This is a genomic window from Streptomyces sp. TM32 (genome assembly GCF_004122755.1).
GTDB lineage: Bacteria > Actinomycetota > Actinomycetes > Streptomycetales > Streptomycetaceae > Streptomyces > Streptomyces sioyaensis.
On the sequence record NZ_SDIG01000009.1, the window covers coordinates 34,951 to 50,498 of the forward strand.

Here is a 15,548-nt window from a genome sequence, read left to right on the forward strand (position 1 = left end):
GGAGGGCCCGACCGGCCCCGTGGAGGAGCCTGAGGCCAGGGCTTCCGGCCGCCCCAGACCCTCCGGTCACTGTCCGGCAACAGCGCGGTGCACGATGTCCTCCTCAATGCGTCGGACGAGCGGTCCGACGGCGGCTGCGACCTGCGGTGACAGTCCAGAGCCGAGACCGATGTCGGCGACTTCGACGACGTAGACGAGCAGCTCTCCGGGCAGCCGGTCCAATGCGTGGGCGAGCCGGACGGTGTCGTCGAGCGCGAAGCCGTGCGAGCCGGTCTTCCCCCGAGGTGTGCGTGGCATACCGCCCCCGAGCCGTAGCCTCTGCACGCGGCCGGGCCGGGCCGGGCGAGCGCGTGCGGCGTCCACGACGATGGCCAGGCGGACGTCTTCCCAGGCGCTGATCAGCCGCGTCGGATCGCCGTCGGTGCAGGTGAATCCGATGTCGTGGGGGAGCGGGTTCTGCTTCCTGCGTTGCGCGAGGTCGGCCACCACGGTCCAGCCCACGCCGTCGTCGCGGCGGTAGGCATTGCCGACACCGATGACGGCGATCCGCGCAGCGGCGGCAGAAGTCTCCATGGCGTGATGACTTCCCCGCCTGGGCCTGGAAGCTCCGATGCAGCGGTGACGGGCTGCTGTACGAGCCCGTCCGGGTGGTCGACGGGGGCCGTATGGGCCACAGGAAGGCCCGTCGGCCATGCGCTGGATCAGTGCGGACACACACTGACCGGGTTGGCATGCTGCATGCCGGAAGGCGGGCGATGACGGGCGACGGAACCACCGCGGTGATCGGCAAGGACGGGCTGGATGAACTGATCAGGGCCTTGGCCGCGCGTGGCCGTACGGTCATCGGGCCGACCGTGCGAGACGGGGCCATCGTGCTGGCCGAAATCGCCGAGGGTGCGGAGCTGCCCTACGGCTGGGGCGTCGAGCTGGAAGCCGGGCACTACCGGCTGCGCCCGCGCGAGGACGGCGCGGCGTTCGCGCACAGTGCGGGGCCGCAGTCGTGGAAGACATATCTGCACCCGCAGCGAGAGCGGGAGTGGACGGCCGACCGCGGGGCCGACGGCGGGCTGACCGTGGCCGAGGAAAACGCACCACCGCCGTCGTACGCGTTCCTCGGGGTGCGGCCCTGCGATCTGCGGGCCATCGCCGTGCAGGACCGTGTGCTGTCCGGTGGTCCGCACACCGACAGCCGCTACCGAGCTCGCCGGGAACGGGCCTTCCTGGTGGCCGTGGAATGCACCGAGCCGGGCGCCACCTGCTTCTGCACCTCCATGGGCTCCGGGCCGGGCGTCGATGCCGGCTACGACCTGGCCCTGACGGAGGTGGTGGACGGCAGCGGCCACCGGTTCTGGGCACGGGCCGGAAGCGACGAAGGCGCATCCGTGCTGGCCGAACTTCCACGCCGGCCCGCCGACAGTGCGACCGAGTCCGCGGCTCGGGAGACGGTCGCGGAGGCGGCAGGCCGCATGGGACGCAGCATGCCGCCCGTGGACCTGCAGTTGCTGATGCGCGACACCCTGCACGCCGACCGCTGGAACGATGTCGCCTCGCGCTGTCTGACCTGCGGCAACTGCACCATGGCGTGCCCGACGTGCTTCTGCACCACCGCCGAGGACGTGACCGACCTCAGCGGGGACCACGCCGAGCGGTGGCGACGCTGGGAGTCCTGCTTCGACCTGGAGTTCTCGCACCTGCCGGACGGACCGGTACGGGCGTCCGGGCACAGCCGCTACCGGCAGTGGGCCACGCACAAACTCGGTACCTGGTACGACCAGTTCGGAAGTTCGGGCTGTGTCGGCTGCGGGCGGTGCATCGTGTGGTGCCCGGTCGGCATCGACATCACCGAGGAGGCCCATGCCCTGCACCAGGAGCGCCAGGCCGCCGGCGGACCGGAGGGGGCCGCTCCATGACGGCCGGCGGGCACGGCTTCCTGAGTGCACTGCCCCCCGGCCCTCGTGACCAACTTCTCGGCCTCGCCCACGACGTGTCCTTTCCGGGGGGCCGGCGCCTCTTCGACGAGGGCGGAGCGGCCGATCGGTTCTGGGTCGTCCGCTCCGGACGCATCGCCCTCGACGTGCAGGAACCGGGCCGCGGCGAGACGGTCGTCGAGACCCTGGGCGAGGGCGAACTGCTGGGCTGGTCCTGGCTGTTCGAGCCCTACCGCTGGCACCTGGGCGCACGGACCCGGAGTGCGGTCGAGGCGTACGAGTTCGACGCGCAACAGGTCCGGGAAGAGATCGACGAGGACCCCGTCTTCGGTCTCGCCATCACGCGGTGCGTGGCCGCGGTGGCCATCGGCCGACGGCTGCGTGCCGCCCGTACCCGCCTTCTGGACCTGTACGGCCCGCCCGGCGGCAGAGCCGTGGCGGCCGGCGGGGAAGCACCATGATGGCCGCTCGCCCGCACCTGGTGCCGCTGCCGTACCGGGTGGTAGGACGCACGGAGGAGACTCCTGACACCGCCGAGATCGTCCTGGAACCCGTGGCATCGGCACTGCCGCCGTTCGTTCCGGGGCAGTTCGCGATGGTGTACGCCTTCGGCGTCGGCGACATCCCGCTGTCGCTGAGCGGCATCGAGGGGCACCGGCTGACCCACACCGTCCGAGCGGTCGGCGCGGTCTCCCGAGCCCTGTACAACCTCCGGCCAGGGCGGACCGCCGGGGTGCGAGGCCCGCTGGGAGTCGGTTGGGACCTGCTCGCCGAAGCCGGACGTGACCTGGTGGTCGTCGCCGGTGGCCTCGGACTCGCGCCGCTGCGGCCGCTGGTGCGTGACGCGCTCGCCGCACCGCAGCGATTCGGGCGTCCGAACATCCTGATCGGTGCCCGAACCCCCGGCGACCTGGTCTGCGCCCACGACATCGACGACTGGCGGAAGGCCGGAGCCCGCATCCAGGTCACGGTCGACCGCCCCGACGACACCTGGCAAGGGGACGTGGGCGTGGTGACCGCCCTCCTCGACCGAGCCGATTTCGACCCGGGCAACGCGACCGCGTTCGTCTGCGGGCCCGAGGTGATGATCCGGGCCACCGCCCGCGAACTTGCCCATCGCGGCCTCGATCCGGACCGGATCCGGATCTCCCTGGAACGCACCATGCACTGCGGCACCGGCCACTGCGGCCACTGTCAGCTCGGCCCGCTGCTCTTGTGTCTCGACGGGCCGGTGGTCACCTGGACCCGAGCTGAACCCCTCCTTGCCGTACGGGAGTTGTGACATGACTGCGGTGCAGGAGAGGAGCCCTCAGCTGGCAGTGTGGAAGTTTGCCTCCTGTGACGGCTGCCAGCTCACCCTGCTGGACTGCGAGGACGAACTCCTCGGCATCGCCGAGCGGGTGGAGATCACCCACTTCCTGGAGGCCTCCAGTGCGCCCGGCCCGGGACCGTACGACCTGTCACTGGTCGAAGGATCGGTCACGACCGCCCAGGACACCGAGCGGATCCAGCAGATCCGGGCCGCGTCCCGCCGCCTGGTCACCATCGGAGCCTGCGCCACCGCGGGCGGTGTCCAGGCGCTGCGCAACTACGCCGACGTCGCAGAGTTCCAAGCCGCCGTCTATGCCCGGCCGGACTACATCGAGACCCTCGCCACCTCCACCCCCATCAGCGCACACGTCCCGGTCGACTTCGAACTGCGCGGCTGCCCCATCGACCGTGGGCAGCTCATCGAGGTCATCACCGCATATCTGGCCGACCGGACGCCCGACGTGCCCGCCCACAGCGTGTGCTTCGAGTGCAAGCGGCGAGGCAACGTCTGCGTGACCGTCGCGCACGGCACCCCCTGTCTCGGGCCGGTCACCCACGCCGGCTGCGGCGCACTGTGTCCCACGTACAACCGGGGCTGCTACGGCTGTTTCGGCCCGTCGAACTCGACCAACTTCCCCTCCTTCATCCCGCTGTTGCGCCGCGATGGCATAGAGACCCTGGACGTGGTGCGGGTGCTGCGCACGTTCAACACCGCCGCGCCGGAGTTCGAGGCAGCCGTACGAAAGGAACTCCCGGAGTGACCCGCCGCGAATCGAAGGTGCTGCGGGTGGAATCGCTCGCCCGTGTCGAAGGGGAGGGGGCGCTGCACCTGCGCCTCGTCGACGGGGAAGTCGCCGCGGCTCAGCTGAAGATCTACGAACCCCCGCGCTTCTTCGAGGCTTTCCTGCGCGGACGCTCCTACACCGAGCCGCCCGACATCACCTCGCGGGTGTGCGGGATCTGCCCGGTCGCCTACCAGATGAGCGCCTGCCGCGCGGTCGAGGACGCCTGCGGCACCGTCGTGGAGGGGCAACTGGCAGCGCTGCGCCGACTTCTCTACTGCGGCGAGTGGATCGAAAGCCAGACCCTGCACATCTACCTGCTGCACGCCCCGGACTTCCTCGGTGGCGACAGCGTCATCGACCTCGCGCGCACCCACCGCACCGACGTGGAGCGGGGCCTCGGTCTCAAGCAGACCGGCAACGCCATCATGGAACTGCTCGGCGGCCGCGCCATTCATCCGGTCAACGTACGTCTCGGCGGCTTCCACCGAGTACCGACGAAGTCGGAACTGCGGCCCCTCGCAGAACGGTTGAAGCGTGCCCGGGACGACGCGGAGGCGACCGTGCGCTGGGTGGCCGGCTTCGACTTCCCCGATGCCGGCATCGACACCGAGTTGCTCGCGCTCGCCGAACCCGGCACCTACGCCATCGAATCCGGGACCCCCACGGCGATGGCCGCCCCGGGCTCCGCCGGCCTGCCCGCGGACACGGACCGTGCGCTGCCCACCCGCACCTTCCCACTCGACACGTTCATCGATCACGTCGTCGAGACCCAGGTGCCGCACTCCACCGCCCTGCACTCCCTGCTCGACGGGCGCCGTCACCTCACCGGATCGCTCGCCCGCTACGCCGTCAGCGGCCGCTGGCTGCCGCCCGAGGTACGCCAGGTCGCACGGGAGGCCGGACTGGGCGACCCATACGAGGGAACGGTGTGCCGCAACCCGTTCCGCAGCATCGTCGTACGTGCCATCGAGGTGTTGTACGCCGTCGGCGAGGCCCTACGCCTGATCGACGCCTACGAGCCCCCGCCCGGCCCGTATGTCGAGGTACCCGCGCGGCGGGGCACCGGACACGGTGCGACGGAAGCCCCCCGTGGCCTCCTCTACCACCGCTACGCCCTCGACCCCGACGGCACCGTCACCGAGGCCGCCCTCGTCCCGCCGACCGCCCAGAACCAGGCAGCGATCGAACAGGATCTGCGCCGCACAGTGCAAGAACGCCTCCGTGCCGGTGACGCTCCCACCGATGACGAGCTGACCGCCCTGTGCGAACGAGTGATCCGCAACCACGATCCGTGCATCTCCTGCTCCACACACTTCCTGGACCTGACCGTCGAGCGCGAGGCCTGACAGGGCGGCCGGTGCTCAAGCGCCATGGCTTCGGCTGAGCCGAGTACCTCGGCCCCGTAACGCTGCTTGTTCGCGGCCTCCTGAGCGATGGGGACGTTCAGGGGCTGGGAGACCCAGGAATGCAAGAGGTGAAGCGAGAAGCCCCGGGCCGCTGCCTCCTCGGCGCCCCAGTGGACCGCCGGCACGCTGTTCCCCGTGCCGTCCAGTCCTACGACAACAGAACCGCCCATGACGTACCTCCGCCACAGTCAGGGCTGCGGGTGCACTCTTCCTCGTATCCAGCATCGGGGCGGCGCCGAAGCAGACCCATGGGCCGGTCGGGACCTACCAGGCGACATACGGCGCGCTGGGGTGCCGCGGACCGGCCGTGGCCCTGTGGGGCGAGGCATCCGGCACGAAGCGCCGGAGAGACGGCCGGGTGGCCTCAGCTGCCATCGTGCGGGGAAAGGCGTAACAGGGGCTCAATGGCCCGACAACGGACTGGTCGGCCTCGGGACGGGAGGGCATGTGGTGTGGCCCTGTGGACACATGCGGGGGTGGCCCGTGGATCGGAAGCTGGTGGGAGAGCACGAGTGCGCACGGCGGTGCTGGGCGCGCCGGCCGGATGTCGCATCGCGGAGGTAGCCATGAGCAGCCAACCGAAGGAAAGCGGCCGCATCGTCGTCGGGGTCGACGGGTCGCAATCGTCCAAAGAGGCACTGCGCTGGGCAGTACGGCAGGCGGAACGGACCCATGACAGCGTCAATGCGGTGATCGCGTGGGAGTACCCGCCCCTTTATGGTTCGATCGGCTGGCTCGATGCGCCGCAGTCCCTCGCGAGCGACATGAAGGTGTGGGCAGGGCAGACGCTCGACGACGCCATCAGGGACGTCGTGAAAGGGGGAGGCACGCCGAGGGTCGAGCCGACTGTGACGTACGGAACGGCGGCGGCCACGCTTCTTGAGGCGGCACGAGGCGCCTCACTTCTGGTGGTGGGCAGCCGCGGACTGGGCGGCTTCAGCGGGGCGCTCCTGGGATCGGTCAGTCAGCACTGCACCCAGCACGCCCCCTGCCCGGTTGTCGTCGTACGGAGCCGGTGAGATCGAGCGGGTCAAGCCCGGCTGCCGCCGGCCTCTTGCCACGCCCCCGGCCGGCGGGAGCCTTCCTCGTCCGTGCATCCCGGACCGCCGCGATAGCCACCCCGACCGGTGAACGGCTCAGTCTTGGGGTCCATCGGCCCACCACACCGCGCCGAACAGCCCTTGTCCCGCATCTCGGTCGGGTGCGCACTCTGTTGGTGACCGGCAAGGCAAGGCCGACACGTCGTCGGCCTGGAACCGGGAGAGTGCCATGACCACCGCACCATTGCTCCACGTGCTTCCACCGGAGGGACGCACACGCCTGATGCAATTTGCTCGCGAGGTGACCTTTCCGGCAGGAACGCGGATCTTCGAAGAAGGGAAGCCCGCCGACCGGTTCTGGATCGTCCGCACAGGTTCGGTCAATCTCGATATCCATGAGGCAGGACGACCGCCGGTGGTCGTCGAGTCACTGGGCCATGGCGACCTGCTGGGATGGTCATGGCTCCTGCCGCCGTACGCCTGGCGGATGGGTGCGGAGGCCTTCACCCCCGTGCGGGCGTATGAGTTCGACGCGACGGCGGTGCGGGCTTTGTGCGAAGCGGACCCGGCCCTCAGCCTGGCGGTGACCCGTCGCGTCCTCGCCGTCGTCGCCCGCCGCCTTCAGGCCACGCGGCATCGTCTGAGCGACATGTACGGCCCCAGGGCGAGCACCATGCCGGCCCCGCCGTGAAGCGGTTCGCGCCTGCGACAGCGATGCTGTCCCGCCGCCTCATCACAGCAGCCGCCCGGCCTTCGTCTCCGGCCGGCCCTGTTTCCCTGGCGGCCGACCGTGCGACGGGGACGGAAAGGGCACCAGGTACACATCCCTTTGTCGCCCCCGTATGCCCGGGGCGGGGACATCGTCAAAGGGGTCGGGCCCGGGCCCGTGGTGGACGCGTGCGTCCAAGGCGCCTGTTGCCGTCCAGGCCGACGGTGACGAGGTCATTCATGATCGAGCTGGGCCCCTTCGACGGAGTCGGCAGGGCCGGCAGTCATGGTTGGCTTCAGGTCCTCGGCGACCGAGACGACGCCGTCGACACCGGTGCACATGCGGACCAGAACCGGAATGAGGAGGGGGTCCTCCACCGAACCGTGCAATGCCACCTCCCCCTGCATCACCTCGGCGGTCACACCGCCGGCCCCGATACGCGCCGTGCGTCCGATGACCTCCCGCGTGATCTCCTCCTGTATCGCCTTGTCCTTGCGCAGGAAGACGCGCAGCAGGTCGCTCCGGCTGACAATGCCCAACAGAGCCTCCGTCTCATCGACCACCGGGAGGCGCTTCACGTGCTGCACCTCCATCAGACGTGCAGCCTCGACAACGGTCCACTCCGGATGCGCGCACACCGCAGGAGCCGACATGAGCTCGGAGGCGGTGCGCCCCTCGGCCCGTGCCCGTTCCCACGCCTCAAGATGCGGCAACGGCGTCCTGCCGGAGAGATCGGACTGGTCGGCTGCCTTCCGGAGCAGATCGGCCTCCGAGACGATCCCGACCGGTCTGCCGAGGCCGTCCAGTACCGGCACTGCGCTCACCGCGCTGTCGGCGAGTTTCTGCGCGATGTCCTTGAACGGTGTATCGAGCTGAACGCTCGCGACCTGCCTGGTCATGAGCTCACTTATCGTGCGGTGCTCCATCTCCGGCTCCTTTCGCCCGGGCGCCCGGCGCCTTGCCCCGCATCTCAAGGGTGATCGGATCGACGGCTGTCCCGGCATGGGCCACTCGGCCCCCTCGGACGGTCGGCAGGACCGAAGGGGGCCCGGTCGGTCTGCGTCAGGGACCTATGGCCCCTGACGCAGGAAGAACCGCTCCCACCACGCTGAAGGCATCCATCGATCCGCTTCCGCCCCGCCCGGGAGGCTCCCGGTGTTCATCCAGGCCCTCGATGACACGTTGGTCACCCACCTGGTCGCCGACGCCGTCACCGCGCCGTCCATGCACAACGCCCAGCCTTGGTATTTCGACTACGCCCGACACAGCCGCACCTTCACGCTCTCCCTGGACCTCGAACGGGCCATGCCGCGCGCCGACCCCACGACCCGGGGCATGCACTTGGGCTGTGGAGCCGCACTGCTGAACCTGCGCGTCGCCGCTGCGCATGCCGGGCATCGGACGAGGACGACCCTCCTACCGGACCCCCATGCTCCGGCGCTCCTGGCCGTCATGCGGCTGGATGATTCGCACGAGCACATGGACGAGTCCCTCCCCGGCCTCTATCCCGCAATCCACGACCGGCACACCAGCCGGTTCCCGTTCTCGGAGCGCCAGATCCCGGAGAACGTCCGCGCGGCCCTGACCGCGGCCGCCGCCGGGGAGGGAGCACAGCTGACCTTTCTCACCACTCCGCACCGCGAGACCGTGCTCGACCTGATCATGAATGCCGAGGGCTACAACCGCATGGACGCGCCCCGCGAGGAAGAACAGCGTCGCTGGACCCACGGCACATCTTCCGAGGAGCCCACCGCCGGCGTCCCCGATTACGCCTTCGGTCCCGTGAAACGCGGCGGCTCGGCCCCTACCCGGGATTTCGCCGGCCGGCGCACTGTGCCCGGTCGCGCGTACGCGGACTTCGAACGCTGCCCCCAGCTGGCGTCACTCAGCACCACGAGCGACGGACCGGCCGACTGGCTCCGCGCGGGCCAGGCGTTGGAACGCGTCCTGCTCCTTGGCACGCTCCAGGGGCTTGTCAGCTCCTTCGCGACGCAGGCCGTCGAATGGCCGGACCTGCGCTGGATCCTGCGCGACCCGGTCTCCGGGACCGGTCATGTGCACATGATCCTGCGCTTGGGATACGGCCCGCGGGGGCCTCGCACACCGCGTCGGCCAGTTGATCAGGTGCTGACGATCAAGCCGTGAGCCCAGCAGCGCTCGGGCCTCCTGGCGGGCAGTCGGTGATCACCGGCTGAGAAAGGTGGTTTCCGCGTCACGGGGATGCCTGGCTTACCTGCGCACCCCGCCCCCAGAGGCGTCTCGGCCCAGCTGCCCGAGCGTCGCGCAGACGTGCCGGGCCGACCGCCCGGCCTCCTCACCGGGCCCTTCGGCCCATGCGAGCCAGGCCGGGGTCCGCGACTCTGGAATCAGCGGCAGGCTCCGGAAGGAATCGCTATGACCTGGGAGACGATCCGTAAGGACGCCACACCGGGCGTCACGCCGAATCTCGCCGACTACGAACGGACCCGCGCCGATTTCACCTGGTCGCGGGCGCGTGCCGCGCTGGCCGGGCTGCCTGGTGGCAGCGGGCTGAACATGGCGTACGAGGCTGTCGACCGACACGCCGGCGCCGATCGCGGCGGCAAGGTTGCGCTGCGGTGCATCGGGCGTGACGACACCGTCTCGACCGTCACCTATGCCGAGCTGGCCCGTCGCACGGCGCGCTTCGCGAACGTGCTGCGGTCGCTGGGAGTCGGTCGGGGCGACGTGGTGGTCACCCTCCTCGGACGGTGTCCGGAGCTCTACACGGCAGTGCTGGGCACGCTGAAGAACGCGAGCGTGCTCTGTCCGCTGTTCTCTGCCTTCGGCCCCGACCCGGTCGAGCAGCGTCTCAGGCTCGGCGACGCCAGGGTGCTGGTCACCACAGCTTCTCTCTACCGCCGCAAGGTCGCGGACCGCAGGGCGTCGCTCCCCGATCTCGCGCACGTCCTCATCGTCGGACCCGGTTCCGGGGAACTGCCCGGCACCCTCTCGTTCGACGCGCTGACCGCTGCGGCCCCCGAGCAGTTCACCATCCCGCCGACCTCTCCCGAAGACAGGGCGCTGCTGCACTTCACGAGCGGTACCACCGGTGCGCCCAAGGGCGCGATCCACGTGCACGAAGCGGTCGTCGCTCACCACGCCACGGCGGCATACGCCCTCGATCTGCACTCCGAGGACGTGTACTGGTGCACCGCCGACCCCGGCTGGGTCACCGGCATGTCGTACGGCATCATCGCTCCGCTCGTCCATGGCGTGACGCTCGTGGTCGACGAGGGCGACTACGACGCCCGGCGCTGGTACCGGATCCTCGGCGAGCAGCGTGTCAGTGTCTGGTACACCGCGCCCACGGCCCTGCGCATGCTCATGCGTACCACTCCCCGGCAAGGACGCCACGACCTGCCTGTCACCGACGACCTCTCGGCACTGCGCTTCGTCGCGTCCGTCGGCGAACCACTCAACCCCGAGGCCGTGGTCTGGGGCCAGGAGGTGCTGGGCCTACCCGTCCACGACAACTGGTGGCAGACCGAGACGGGTTGCATCATGGTCGCGAACTTTGCCGCCTGCGAGATCCGGCCCGGCTCGATGGGGCGGCCGCTGCCGGGCGTCGAGGCGGCTGTGCTGGAGCGCGGCGAGGACGGACGGGCGCTGATCGCCGACGGCAAGGTGACGGTGCTGGAATCGCCTGGTGTCGAGGGCGAGTTGGCGCTGCGACCCGGCTGGCCGTCCATGTTCCGCGGCTATCTGAACGACAAGGAGCGGTACGAGGCCGCGTTCGCCGATGGCTGGTACCTGACCGGGGACCTGGCCAGGCGGGACGAGGACGGCTGGTTCTGGTTCGTCGGGCGTGCCGACGACGTCATCAAGTCGGCGGGGCACCTGGTCGGCCCCTTCGAAGTGGAGAGCGCGTTGATGGAACACCCGGCGGTCGCCGAGGCCGGGGTGATAGGACGGCCCGATCCCGTCGCCGGGAACATCGTCAAGGCGTTCGTCTCACTGCGCCCCGGCACCGAACCGACGCCGGCGATGAAGCGCGAACTGCTGGCTTTCGCCCGCCGTCGGCTGGGCCCCGCCGTGGCGCCGCGGGAGATCGCCTTCGATCAGAACTTGCCCAGGACCCGCAGCGGAAAGGTCATGCGCCGGCTGTTGCGCGCCCGCGAACTCGGGCTGCCCACCGGCGACCTGTCCACCTTGGAGGGATCGGCATGAGCCCCGCCCGCGGTACCCGCAAGCGGAAGGCCTCCCCCTCCACGCAGGGGGCCAGCACGGCGAGCACGGGCCGGATCACCGCGACGTCGGCTGCGGCTGCATCCGAACGGGCGCCTGTCTCCGGCCGGCCGGGGACCGAGCACCGTCGCGAGTTGCTGCACGCCATGCTGCGCATCCGGCGCTTCGAGGAGCGTTGCGTCGAGCTGTACAGCGCCGCGAAGATCCGCGGCTTCGTCCATCTCTACATCGGGGAGGAAGCCGTCGCCGTCGGCGTCAACGAAGCACTGACATCCGAGGACGCGGTGGTTGCCACGTACCGCGAGCACGGACACGCGCTCGCCCGCGGTATCCCGGCCGAGGCCGTGATGGCCGAGATGTACGGCAAGACGACCGGATGCAGCGGGGGCCGTGGCGGATCCATGCACCTCTTCGATGCCCGCCGCCGCTTCTACGGCGGCAACGCGATCGTCGCCGGCGGGCTCCCGCTGGCCGCCGGGCTCGCGCTCGCCGATCGGATGCGCGGCCAGCCCCGTGTCACCTGCTGTTTCTTCGGCGACGGTGCCTACGCGGAGGGGGAGTTCCACGAGACGGCGAACCTGGCTGCCCTGTGGAACCTGCCGCTGCTGCTCGTTTGTGAGAACAACCTGTACGCCATGGGCACCGCTATCGAACGCCATGAGGCGCAGACCGACCTGGCCCTGCGCGCCGCCTCGTACGGCATGGCGGCATGGGCGGTCGACGGCATGGATGTCGAGGCCGTGGAGCGTGCCGCCCGCCGGGCCACTGAGAGCATTCGGGGCGGCGGGGGACCGCGCTTCCTCGAAATGCGCACCTACCGCTTCCGAGCGCACTCCATGTACGACCCGGACCGCTACCGCGCCAAGGCGGAGGTGGAGCAGTGGAAGGCCCGGGATCCGGTCACGCGGCTCATGGAGCGTACCCGTGAGGACGGTGAGCTGGGCGAGACGGAGCTCACCGGGATCGAGCGCCGGATCACCGAGGAGATCGACGCCGCGGTGGAGGCTGCCGAGCAGGCACCTGAGGAGTCGGTCGAGGGCCTGCTGCGCCACGTCACCAGTCGTTCCACGGAGGTGACCTGACCATGGGCACCGGCCGGCCGGACGAGCGGAAGACGACATACCGGGAAGCGATGCGCGAGGCCATGCGCGAGGCGCTTCGCGCCGATGACCGGGTCTTTCTGATGGGCGAGGACGTGGGCCTGTATGGCGGCTGCTTCGGCGTGAGCCTCGGCCTGCTGGAGGAGTTCGGGCCGGAGCGGATCCGCGACGCGCCACTGTCGGAGTCCGCGTTCGTGGGCGCGGGCATCGGTGCGGCACTGTCCGGGCTCCGGCCCATCGTCGAGATCATGACCGTCAACTTCAGCCTGCTCGCCCTCGACCAGATCCTCAACAACGCCGCCACCCTGCTGCACATGTCGGGCGGCCAACTGCCCGTTCCACTCGTGATCCGGATGACGACGGGCGCGGGCCGGCAGCTCGCCGCCCAGCATTCCCACAGCCTTGAAGGCTGGTACGCGCACATCCCCGGCATCCGGGTGCTCGCTCCGGCGACCATCGCGGACGCCCGCCACATGCTGGCTCCGGCGCTGGCCGACCCCGACCCGGTGCTGATCTTCGAACACGGCAGTCTCTACAACACCGCAGGTGAACTGGCCCCGCTCAGCTCCCCGGTAGACCTGGATCGCGCGGCGGTCCGCAGGCGCGGCACCGACATCTCCCTGATCACATACGGCGGTTCGCTGCCGAAGGCGCTCGCGGCGGCGGACGAGCTGGTGGCCGACGACATCAGTGCCGAGGTCGTCGACCTGCGTACGCTGCGGCCACTCGATGACGAGACCATCGACGCCTCGGTGGCGCGGACACACCGCGCAGTGATCGTCGACGAGGCGTGGCGCTCCGGCAGCCTGGCCGCCGAGGTATCGGCGCGGATCGCCGAACGCTCGCTCTACGAGCTGGACGCGCCGGTCGAGCGGGTGTGCAGCGCGGAAGTGCCGATCCCGTACGCGCGTCTGCTGGAACAGGCGGCGCTGCCGCGGACCGCCGACATCGTCGCAGCCGCGCACCGGGCGGTGGACTGACGATGGCCGAGTTCACGATGCCGTCGCTGGGTGCCGACATGGACGAGGGCACGTTGCAGGAGTGGTTGGTGCGCGCCGGCGACCGGGTGCGCAAAGGGGATGCGGTCGCGGTCGTCGAGACGGCGAAGTCCACGATCGAGGTGGAGTGCTTCGAGACGGGCACGGTGGGCAGGCTCCTCGTCGGCCCGGGGACGACGGTCCCGGTGGGCGCCGCGCTCGCGCTGATCGAGCCGGCGGCGGAGCCCGGGGCGCCGAAAGAGCGGGAGAAGCCCGACAAACCCAAGAAGCCCCGGAGGGGTGACGGGGCGCGACCGGAGGAACGGGTAGCGCAGGAGCGGGGACCGGCTGCCCAGCCGGCGCCGGGCCCCGCGAAGGAGCAGGTCCCGGCTCCGGCCGGCGTCAACGACGGCGCCCGCGGCGACGAGGGCCCCTTGATCCGGCATCTGGCGGAGCAGGCCGGAGTCGACCTGGACGCCGTTCACGGATCCGGGCCCGGAAAGCGTGTCACCCGAGCCGATGTCGAGCGGGCGGCTGCGGCACGGCGGTTGCCCGCCCGCATCACCCCCCTGGCCCGACGACTCGCCGGTGAGCTGGGCGTCGACCTCTCCGGAGTGACCGGTACCGGCCGGGACGGCGCCGTCCGCGCGGCGGACGTTCGCCAGGCGGCCCCCGGCCCAGCAGCACCTGCCGAGCAGGAGAGCAGCGGTGCGGCTGCTGCCAGTCCCTCCGCGGAGCACCGGCCGGCAGGGATGCGCGAGGCCATCGCAGGCCTGATGGCCCGTGCAAACCGCGAGATCCCGCACTACTACCTGTCCACGACCGTCGACCTGGCCGCCGCGATGGACTGGATGCACGAGTACAACCGCCACTGTCCACTCGGCGCACGGCTGCTTCCCGCGGCCCTGGTGCTCAAGGCCGCGGCCCGGGCGGCGCGAGAGGTCCCCGCACTGAACGGCTTCTGGACCGATGGCCGATTCAGCGCGGGCCGGGGAGTACACCTGGGGGTGGCCGTGTCCCTGCGCGGCGGTGGACTCGTCGCCCCCGCCCTGCACGACGCCGACACCCTCGAACTCCCCCAGCTGATGGCCGGCTTGAAGGACCTGGTCCACCGTGCCCGTACGGGCAGACTGCGGGGCTCCGAGGTGTCCGACGCCACCATCACGGTCACCAACCTGGGCGACCAGGGGGTGGAATCCGTTCTTGGTGTGATCTACCCGCCACAGGTGGCTCTGGTGGGCTTCGGAAGGGTTGTCGAACGGCCCTGGGCGGTCGATGGCCTCCTCGGCGTGCGGCCGGTGGTCACGGCCACCCTGTCGGCGGATCACCGAGCCACTGACGGGGCTGTCGGAGCCCGCTATCTCACTGCGGTTGACCGCTTCTTGCAGAGCCCGGAGGAGCTATGAAGCGCGACGAGGCACTGGACATGGTGAAGGAATCGCTGGCCGAGGTCGTCCCGGACGCCGACGTCACGGTCCTGGGGCCCGATGACAAGTTCCGGGATGCTCTCGAAATCGACTCGCTCGATTTCCTCAGCTTCATCGAGATCCTGGGCGGACGCACCGGATTCCGGATCGAGGACGAGGACACCGCGCACCTCACCACGCTGGCGGACAGCGCAGACTTCCTCGTCGCTCGCACGGCTGACGAGGCCTGAGGGAAGGCACATGGCCTTGACCACATTCGGCGGCCGCTGCCGCGGCTCGCATGAGCGGGGCGGGATTCCGTCCTGGGCGCGGGTCCCGCCCTGGGCGCGGCTGCCCCGGCATCGGCTGGACGCCGTGGCCGAAATCGGCGGACGTGCAGGCCGGTGAACGTCTGCGATTGAGCGCCCCGGTCGTGGCCGTACCGGCTCGGACGCAACGGGGAGCGCGGGCGCGCCGGCACACGACGGTCGAGGACGTGCCCTACTCCGAACGGGTGTGAGCACTGAGGCCGGCCGCCGCGCCTCGGAACCGACCCGGATGCGCCCTTCAGCGACCGCCGTGACGATGAGGGCATGGCTCCCGTCCGACCTGCCGACCCTTCCGAATGCTTTGGTGCCCGGGCCTCCCGACGCGGGAGGCCCGGGCAACGGTTGACGGAG

At 70.5% G+C, this 15,548-nt stretch carries 15 protein-coding genes and 1 pseudogene; 13 read left to right on the forward strand and 3 right to left on the reverse strand.

The window, feature by feature from the left end; genetic code table 11:
* Positions 1–66: 66 nt before the first annotated feature.
* Positions 67–573, reverse strand: coding sequence for a hydrogenase maturation protease (locus EST92_RS03990; protein ID WP_129279541.1), 507 nt, complete (start codon positions 571–573; stop codon positions 67–69).
* A gap of 182 nt (positions 574–755) precedes the next feature.
* Here EST92_RS03990 and EST92_RS03995 point away from each other — a divergent pair, with 182 nt between their 5' ends.
* The 5 genes from EST92_RS03995 to EST92_RS04015 are packed head-to-tail and all read left to right on the forward strand — an operon-like array spanning position 756 to position 5,370.
* Complete coding sequence (locus tag EST92_RS03995) at positions 756–1,910, forward strand: 4Fe-4S dicluster domain-containing protein (RefSeq protein ID WP_343283769.1); 1,155 nt, start codon at positions 756–758, stop codon at positions 1,908–1,910.
* Positions 1,907–2,389: a cyclic nucleotide-binding domain-containing protein gene (locus EST92_RS04000; protein ID WP_129279543.1), complete on the forward strand. Its 483-nt coding sequence runs from the start codon at positions 1,907–1,909 to the stop codon at positions 2,387–2,389. Before EST92_RS03995 ends, EST92_RS04000 begins: the two co-directional genes overlap by 4 nt.
* A complete protein-coding gene (locus tag EST92_RS04005; protein WP_254068488.1) occupies positions 2,386–3,210 on the forward strand; it encodes an FAD/NAD(P)-binding protein in 825 nt (274 codons plus the stop codon). Before EST92_RS04000 ends, EST92_RS04005 begins: the two co-directional genes overlap by 4 nt.
* A 1-nt stretch (position 3,211) precedes the next feature.
* Positions 3,212–4,000 (forward strand): oxidoreductase, encoded by a 789-nt coding sequence (locus EST92_RS04010; protein ID WP_129279544.1) that lies wholly within the window; start codon positions 3,212–3,214, stop codon positions 3,998–4,000.
* Complete coding sequence (locus tag EST92_RS04015) at positions 3,997–5,370, forward strand: nickel-dependent hydrogenase large subunit (RefSeq protein ID WP_129279545.1); 1,374 nt, start codon at positions 3,997–3,999, stop codon at positions 5,368–5,370. Before EST92_RS04010 ends, EST92_RS04015 begins: the two co-directional genes overlap by 4 nt.
* A 32-nt stretch (positions 5,371–5,402) precedes the next feature.
* Here the strand turns inward: EST92_RS04015 and EST92_RS04020 are convergent.
* A pseudogene (locus tag EST92_RS04020) lies at positions 5,403–5,600 on the reverse strand (universal stress protein); the annotation flags it as partial.
* A 396-nt stretch (positions 5,601–5,996) separates the two neighbouring features.
* On the opposite strand from EST92_RS04020, the gene EST92_RS04025 reads away from it, so the two are divergent.
* Positions 5,997–6,449, forward strand: coding sequence for a universal stress protein (locus EST92_RS04025; protein WP_129279546.1), 453 nt, complete (start codon positions 5,997–5,999; stop codon positions 6,447–6,449).
* 250 nt (positions 6,450–6,699) lie between these two features.
* Positions 6,700–7,161 carry a cyclic nucleotide-binding domain-containing protein gene (locus EST92_RS04030; RefSeq protein ID WP_129279547.1) on the forward strand — a complete coding sequence of 154 codons (462 nt, stop codon included), beginning with the start codon at positions 6,700–6,702 and terminating at the stop codon, positions 7,159–7,161.
* 251 nt (positions 7,162–7,412) lie between these two features.
* Here the strand turns inward: EST92_RS04030 and EST92_RS04035 are convergent, their stop codons facing one another.
* Positions 7,413–8,105, reverse strand: coding sequence for a CBS domain-containing protein (locus EST92_RS04035; protein WP_129279548.1), 693 nt, complete (start codon positions 8,103–8,105; stop codon positions 7,413–7,415).
* Positions 8,106–8,334: 229 nt separating this feature from the next.
* On the opposite strand from EST92_RS04035, the gene EST92_RS04040 reads away from it, so the two are divergent.
* The 6 genes from EST92_RS04040 (at position 8,335) to EST92_RS04065 (ending at position 15,119) form a co-directional block, all read left to right on the forward strand.
* A complete protein-coding gene (locus tag EST92_RS04040) occupies positions 8,335–9,324 on the forward strand; it encodes a nitroreductase (protein WP_129279549.1) in 990 nt (329 codons plus the stop codon).
* 249 nt (positions 9,325–9,573) lie between these two features.
* Positions 9,574–11,367: an acetate--CoA ligase gene (gene acsA, locus EST92_RS04045; protein ID WP_129279550.1), complete on the forward strand. Its 1,794-nt coding sequence runs from the start codon at positions 9,574–9,576 to the stop codon at positions 11,365–11,367.
* Positions 11,364–12,467, forward strand: coding sequence for a pyruvate dehydrogenase (acetyl-transferring) E1 component subunit alpha (gene pdhA / locus EST92_RS04050; RefSeq protein WP_129279551.1), 1,104 nt, complete (start codon positions 11,364–11,366; stop codon positions 12,465–12,467). The genes acsA and pdhA overlap by 4 nt, the downstream gene beginning before the upstream one ends.
* Before the next feature lie 2 nt (positions 12,468–12,469).
* On the forward strand, positions 12,470–13,465 hold the full coding sequence (locus EST92_RS04055; RefSeq protein WP_129279552.1) for an alpha-ketoacid dehydrogenase subunit beta: 996 nt from the start codon (positions 12,470–12,472) through the stop codon (positions 13,463–13,465).
* Between the two features lie 2 nt (positions 13,466–13,467).
* Positions 13,468–14,868: a 2-oxo acid dehydrogenase subunit E2 gene (locus EST92_RS04060; protein ID WP_129279553.1), complete on the forward strand. Its 1,401-nt coding sequence runs from the start codon at positions 13,468–13,470 to the stop codon at positions 14,866–14,868.
* Positions 14,865–15,119, forward strand: a complete 255-nt coding sequence (locus EST92_RS04065) for a phosphopantetheine-binding protein (protein WP_174243916.1) — start codon at positions 14,865–14,867, stop codon at positions 15,117–15,119. Before EST92_RS04060 ends, EST92_RS04065 begins: the two co-directional genes overlap by 4 nt.
* Positions 15,120–15,548 lie beyond the last annotated feature (429 nt).

What these genes read in the sequence shown, in the direction of transcription:
- EST92_RS03990 (WP_129279541.1), bottom strand. Translation starts at nt 573, where the DNA reads ATGGAGACTTCTGCCGCCGCTGCGCGGATCGCCGTCATCGGTGTCGGC.
- EST92_RS03995 (WP_343283769.1), top strand. Translation starts at nt 756, where the DNA reads ATGACGGGCGACGGAACCACCGCGGTGATCGGCAAGGACGGGCTGGAT.
- EST92_RS04000 (WP_129279543.1), top strand. Translation starts at nt 1,907, where the DNA reads ATGACGGCCGGCGGGCACGGCTTCCTGAGTGCACTGCCCCCCGGCCCT.
- EST92_RS04005 (WP_254068488.1), top strand. Translation starts at nt 2,386, where the DNA reads ATGATGGCCGCTCGCCCGCACCTGGTGCCGCTGCCGTACCGGGTGGTA.
- EST92_RS04010 (WP_129279544.1), top strand. Translation starts at nt 3,212, where the DNA reads ATGACTGCGGTGCAGGAGAGGAGCCCTCAGCTGGCAGTGTGGAAGTTT.
- EST92_RS04025 (WP_129279546.1), top strand. Translation starts at nt 5,997, where the DNA reads ATGAGCAGCCAACCGAAGGAAAGCGGCCGCATCGTCGTCGGGGTCGAC.
- EST92_RS04030 (WP_129279547.1), top strand. Translation starts at nt 6,700, where the DNA reads ATGACCACCGCACCATTGCTCCACGTGCTTCCACCGGAGGGACGCACA.
- EST92_RS04035 (WP_129279548.1), bottom strand. Translation starts at nt 8,105, where the DNA reads ATGGAGCACCGCACGATAAGTGAGCTCATGACCAGGCAGGTCGCGAGC.
- acsA (WP_129279550.1), top strand. Translation starts at nt 9,574, where the DNA reads ATGACCTGGGAGACGATCCGTAAGGACGCCACACCGGGCGTCACGCCG.
- pdhA (WP_129279551.1), top strand. Translation starts at nt 11,364, where the DNA reads ATGAGCCCCGCCCGCGGTACCCGCAAGCGGAAGGCCTCCCCCTCCACG.
- EST92_RS04055 (WP_129279552.1), top strand. Translation starts at nt 12,470, where the DNA reads ATGGGCACCGGCCGGCCGGACGAGCGGAAGACGACATACCGGGAAGCG.
- EST92_RS04060 (WP_129279553.1), top strand. Translation starts at nt 13,468, where the DNA reads ATGGCCGAGTTCACGATGCCGTCGCTGGGTGCCGACATGGACGAGGGC.
- EST92_RS04065 (WP_174243916.1), top strand. Translation starts at nt 14,865, where the DNA reads ATGAAGCGCGACGAGGCACTGGACATGGTGAAGGAATCGCTGGCCGAG.